The sequence below is a fragment of the Protofrankia sp. Cr1 genome (genome assembly GCF_963555865.1).
In the GTDB taxonomy this organism is placed as follows: Bacteria; Actinomycetota; Actinomycetes; order Frankiales; family Frankiaceae; genus Protofrankia.
Genome location: NZ_CAUVXO010000077.1, coordinates 1,255 through 6,388 on the forward strand (window position 1 = coordinate 1,255; position 5,134 = coordinate 6,388).

At 69.0% G+C, this 5,134-nt stretch carries 4 protein-coding genes and 1 pseudogene; 2 read left to right on the top strand and 3 right to left on the bottom strand.

Annotated elements, in window-relative coordinates:
- A pseudogene (locus U9980_RS09280) lies at window positions 1–254 on the bottom strand (cell division protein ZapE); the annotation flags it as partial.
- 172 nt (window positions 255–426) lie between these two features.
- On the opposite strand from U9980_RS09280, the gene U9980_RS09285 reads away from it, so the two are divergent.
- Window positions 427–1,152 carry a pyrimidine reductase family protein gene (locus tag U9980_RS09285; protein WP_322767556.1) on the top strand — a complete coding sequence of 242 codons (726 nt, stop codon included), beginning with the start codon at window positions 427–429 and terminating at the stop codon, window positions 1,150–1,152.
- A gap of 44 nt (window positions 1,153–1,196) precedes the next feature.
- On the opposite strand, the gene U9980_RS09290 is transcribed toward U9980_RS09285, so the two are convergent.
- Window positions 1,197–2,441 carry a sulfate adenylyltransferase subunit 1 gene (locus U9980_RS09290; RefSeq protein WP_322767557.1) on the bottom strand — a complete coding sequence of 415 codons (1,245 nt, stop codon included), beginning with the start codon at window positions 2,439–2,441 and terminating at the stop codon, window positions 1,197–1,199.
- Between the two features lie 16 nt (window positions 2,442–2,457).
- Entirely contained in the window at window positions 2,458–3,372 is a 915-nt protein-coding gene (gene cysD, locus U9980_RS09295) for a sulfate adenylyltransferase subunit CysD (protein ID WP_322750602.1), read from the bottom strand.
- A gap of 227 nt (window positions 3,373–3,599) precedes the next feature.
- On the opposite strand from cysD, the gene cysC reads away from it, so the two are divergent.
- The coding region (gene cysC, locus U9980_RS09300; RefSeq protein ID WP_322767558.1) for an adenylyl-sulfate kinase at window positions 3,600–5,134 on the top strand (1,535 nt) is incomplete at its 3' end.

The following is a 5,134-nucleotide window of genomic DNA, read 5'->3' on the forward strand; positions in this document are numbered from 1 at the left end:
CTCAGATCACGACGTCCGAACCGGAGCAGGCCACGGCCGCCGGCGCCGGCCGAACCCCGGGCCCGGGTCCCACCCGAGGCGACCCGGTCGGCGAACCGGCCCAGCGCCGCAACGGCACCGACCTGGCTCGGCTCGCCGGGATCCGGCCGGTAGGTCACGAAGCGGACGTCATTGAACCGTGGCGGCGGAACAAGGGCCGCGACCAAATCGTCCGGACGTACCTCGGGATGGCGGTCAACCAGGCGCTCCGGCATGTTTTCACCCTACGGATACACCATCGGTTGATGACGCCCCGAGAAGTACCACGCGAGGTAACTCACACCGTTTCACGCTGGCCACCGTGATATGCGACAGCCCACGCTACGAGCGATCAGCCGGCAGCGGGTCGAATGTCGAATAGAGTCTGCGCCGAATAGAGTCCGGCGAGTGCGCCATTTCCCGTCCCCTGATGACGTCGACCTGGATGCCTTCTACGGCCTGCCACCGGTCGCCGTCGGCGGGGTGCATGTGCGATCGAACTTCGTCTCGTCCCTCGACGGCGCCGCCGAGGTGGACGGTCGTTCCGGCGGCCTCGGCGGCAGTGCCGACCGCCGGGTCTTTCGCATGCTGCGCTGGCTTGCCGACGTCGTCCTCGTCGGTGCCGGCACCGCGGTTGCCGAGGACTACGGGCCGGTCGTTGTTCCGCCGGAACGCCGCGACCGACGACTCGCGGCCGGGCAGGCCCCGATCCCGCCGGTGGCGGTCGTCTCCGGCAGCCTGCGGCTCGACCCGTCCGCCCGGCTGTTCAGCGCGGACGTGCGTCCACTCGTGCTCACCGCCCGGGCCGCGCCGGCTGACCGGTACCGCGACCTTGCGGCCGTCGCCGACATGGTGGTCTGCGGCGACGAGACAGTGGATCTCGCGACGGCACTAAATGTGCTCGCCGGGCGGGGACTGGGACGCGTGCTGTGCGAAGGCGGACCATCGCTACACGCGTCCCTCGCAGGAGCAGACCTTCTCGATGAGCTGTGCCTGACACTTGCCCCGTTGCTCGCCGGCCCCGACCACGCCCGGATCGTCGGCGGCCACCGCTGGCCGAAGCCCGTCACGATGACGCTCGGTCACGTTCTCGAGGACGACGGCAGCCTGTTCCTGCGCTATCTGCGTCGCTGAATCATCGGCGTCGCTGAAGCTCCGACCCCCGGCCGGGACAGACACTAGAGAATCATGCCGGCGGCGACCGTGGACCCGGTCACCTCGTCGACGAGAATGACGCTCCCGGTCGTCCGGTTCCGCCGGTACGGATCGAAGCACAGCGGTGTCGTGGTCCGCACCGTCACCCGGCCGATGTCGTTGAGCCGCAGCTCCGACACGCTCTCGTCGCGGTGCAGCGTGTCGACGTCGACCCGGTAGGCGATGTTCTTCAGCACGCCGCGCACGGACCGGGTCGTGTGCTTGATCCCGAGCCTGGACCTGGCCCGCAGCGGCGCATCCGCCATCCAGCACACCATCATGTCGATGTCCTGGCCGACCGTTGGCTGGTTCGCCGGTCGGGCGAGCATGTCCCCGCGGGAGACATCAAGATCATCTTCAAGGCGGACTGTCACCGACATCGGCGGGAAGGCTTCGGCGACCGGTCCGTCAAAGGTGTCGATGGCCGCTATCCGCGAGGACAGACCGGACGGCAGGACGATCACGTCATCCCCGGGCTTGAGAATGCCACCGGCGACCTGGCCGGCATAACCGCGGTAGTCGTGCAGGTCCTCCGATCGCGGCCGGACCACCCACTGCACCGGGAAGCGCACGTCGATGAGGTTGCGGTCGGAGGCGATGTGCAGCTCCTCCAGGTGGTGCAGCAACGAGGTGCCCTCGTACCAGGGTGTGCTCGGCGAGCGGGACACGATGTTGTCCCCACCGAGCGCCGACACCGGGATCGTCGCGACGTCGACGATCTCGAGCTTGGCGGCGAACCCCCGGAACTCACTTTTGATCTTTTCGAACACATTCTCGTCGAACCCGACGAGGTCCATCTTGTTCACGCACAGTACCAGGTGTGGGACGCGCAGCAGTGAGGCCAGAAAGGCGTGCCGCCGGGTCTGTTGCAGCACGCCCTTACGCGCATCCACCAGCAACAGTGCCAGATCGGCGGTGGACGCCCCGGTGACCATGTTGCGGGTGTACTGGACGTGCCCAGGGGTGTCGGCGAGGATGAACGACCGCTTCGGCGTGGCGAAGTACCGGTATGCGACGTCGATCGTGATGCCCTGTTCCCGCTCGGCTCGCAGCCCGTCGGTGAGCAGCGCCAGGTCGACGTAGGCATCGCCCCGCTCGCGGCTGGTGCGCTCCACCGCTGCCAGCTGGTCGGTGAACAGCGACTTGGTGTCGAAGAGCAGCCGTCCGATCAGTGTGGACTTGCCGTCGTCGACAGAACCGGCGGTGGCGACCCGCAGCAGCTCCCCCATCAGAACAGCCCCTCCATCAGAAGTAGCCCTCCCGTTTGCGGTCCTCCATGGCAGCCTCGCTGACCCGGTCGTCGGCGCGGGTCGCGCCGCGTTCGGTGATCCTGCTGACCGCCACCTCCGCGATCACCTCGTCGATCGTCGCCGCGGTCGACGCGATCGCACCGGTGCAGGACATGTCCCCCACCGTGCGGTAACGCACCTGACGCGCAACGGCCCGCTCCCCTTCCAGTGGCGGCGTCAGGGCAGTCACCGCCAGCAGCATCCCGTCCCGTTCGACCACCTCACGGGTATGCGCGTAGTAGATCGACGGAATCTCCAGGCTCTCCTGCGCGATGTAGCGCCAGATGTCGAGCTCCGTCCAGTTCGACAGCGGGAAGACCCGGATGTGCTCGCCCGGGCGGTGTCGGCCGTTGTAGAGCGACCACAGCTCGGGACGCTGGTTCTTCGGGTCCCACTGGCCGAACTCGTCCCGGAAGGAGTACACGCGCTCCTTGGCCCGGGCCTTCTCCTCGTCGCGGCGGGCCCCGCCGAACACCGCGTCGAACCTGTTCGCCTCGATGGTGTCCAACAGCACCGGCGTCTGCAGCTGGTTGCGGGACGCGCCCGGCCGGGTGTCTTCCGTGATCGCTCCGGCATCGATCGCATCCTGGACGGATCCGACGACGAGGCGGGCGCCCAGCTGCGCCACCCGGGCGTCCCGGAACTCCATCACCTCGCTGAAGTTGTGGCCGGTGTCGATGTGGACCAGCGGAAACGGCAGCTTTGCCGGCCAGAACGCCTTCTGGGCGACCCGGAGCATGACGATCGAGTCCTTGCCGCCGGAGAACAGCAGCGCGGGACGCTCGAACTCGGCCACCACCTCCCGAAAGATGTGGACCGCCTCCGCCTCGAGCATCTGCAGATGGGTGAGTTCGTAGCCCGTGACAGGCACGCGCAGTCCCCCCGTCGAGCCCAGTAGACAACACCGATAGATGACAACGCCGGCAGAACGCCGGCAGAACGCCGGTGGATATCAGCCCAAGGTAGCCGAGGGACCGGCGCCCAGGACAGCGAAGCGGCTCGACGGCCATGCCCGCCTGCGCCCGCCTGCACCCGCCGCCAGCCCGGTCGCCAGCCCGTCGCCGTGGCAGGACGGACCTCAACGGCTACGGTCAGGGTGTGCCCACCATCCGGGAGAGGACCGCGCTGCTGGTCGACGAGACCCGCGCAACGGAACTGACCGAGGCGTCGCTGCACTGGCCGTCACTGACGCTGACGGCCGCGCAGCTTGCCGACCTTGAGCTCCTGCTGTCCGGCGGGTGCCCGAGCCGCCACGGCCCGGGTGTGACCGAGGATGGCTACGACGGCCCGGTGCGCATGCCGCGGCACACGGTCGACATCGGTGACGCCCATGCGCTGACCAGCGAGAGCACCGAGAAGCCGCGCCCTGGAGTGACGGTTGCGCTGCGGGACTCCGAAGGCGTGATGATCGCCGCGCTGCGAGTGACCGAGGTGGTCGGGTCGGCGCTGTCGGGCGTCGTCGAGGGACTGCAACTGCCCGATCACCCCGACTACCCCGAACTGCGGTTCACCCCCGCGTCGTTGCAGGCGGAGCTGCTCGGACGCGGGTGGTGCACGCCAACCGACCCGGCGCCCACCGCGCTGTGGGTCGACGGCCTGCTCCATACCGCGGACCTGGACCGCATCGAAGCCATCACCGCCGATGGGAACACCGTCGTGGTCCTCGCTCCGGTCGGTGGGACGGATCCCGCGGATGCGCGCCACCACCTGCGGGTGCGGTGCCTGCGGGCGGCGCTCGCCACGCTGATCGACGTTCGGGCCATGCTCGCCCTGGTGCCCGTCCGGGCGATGCCGCGGCTGACCGAGGCGGTCGCCCTCGGCCCCGACACCACGATCCGGGTCGGGACCACCACCGGTGACCCGGTAAGCGACAATCAGGTAAGTGACAATCAGATAACAAATCACCAACCCGCCGGCCACCGGGAGACCGACGATCGAGAGACCGACGATCGAGAGACCGAGCCTGCCCTGGCCGCGGAAGTCATCCACCGGGCACAGGTCGCGGTCGCCTACGGGCTCGGTTCGGTCATCGTCGGACCGGCGCCGAGCGCACCGGGGGCAAGCGCGCTGGGACTGCTCCTTGAGCGCGGAACACGGCTGCCGCCGGTGCTCACACCGCCCGCGGTCGCAGCCGAACTCGTCCGCGCACAGCCACCGCGGGCCGAGCGGGGGCTCACCGTGATGTTCACCGGTCTGTCGGGATCGGGCAAGTCGACCGTGGCCGGGCTGCTCGTCTGCCGACTGTTGGAGCGCGGTGACCGCCGGGTGACGCTGCTCGACGGCGACGTCGTCCGACTGCACCTGTCCAAGGGGCTCGGCTTCTCCCGCGAGGACCGCAACACCAACGTTGCGCGGATCGGCTTTGTCGCCGCGGCTGTGACGGCCGCCGGCGGCACCGCGGTATGCGCGCCGATCGCCCCCTACGACGCGGTCCGCCGCCAGGTCAGGACGATGGTCGAGGACAGCGGAGGCGGGTTCGTCCTGGTCCATGTGGCCACCCCGCTGGAGATCTGCGAGGCCCGCGACCGCAAGGGCCTGTACGCAAAAGCCCGCGCCGGCATCATCCCGACCTTCACCGGCGTATCCGACCCCTACGAGGAACCCGCGGACGCCGAGATCGTCATCGACACCAC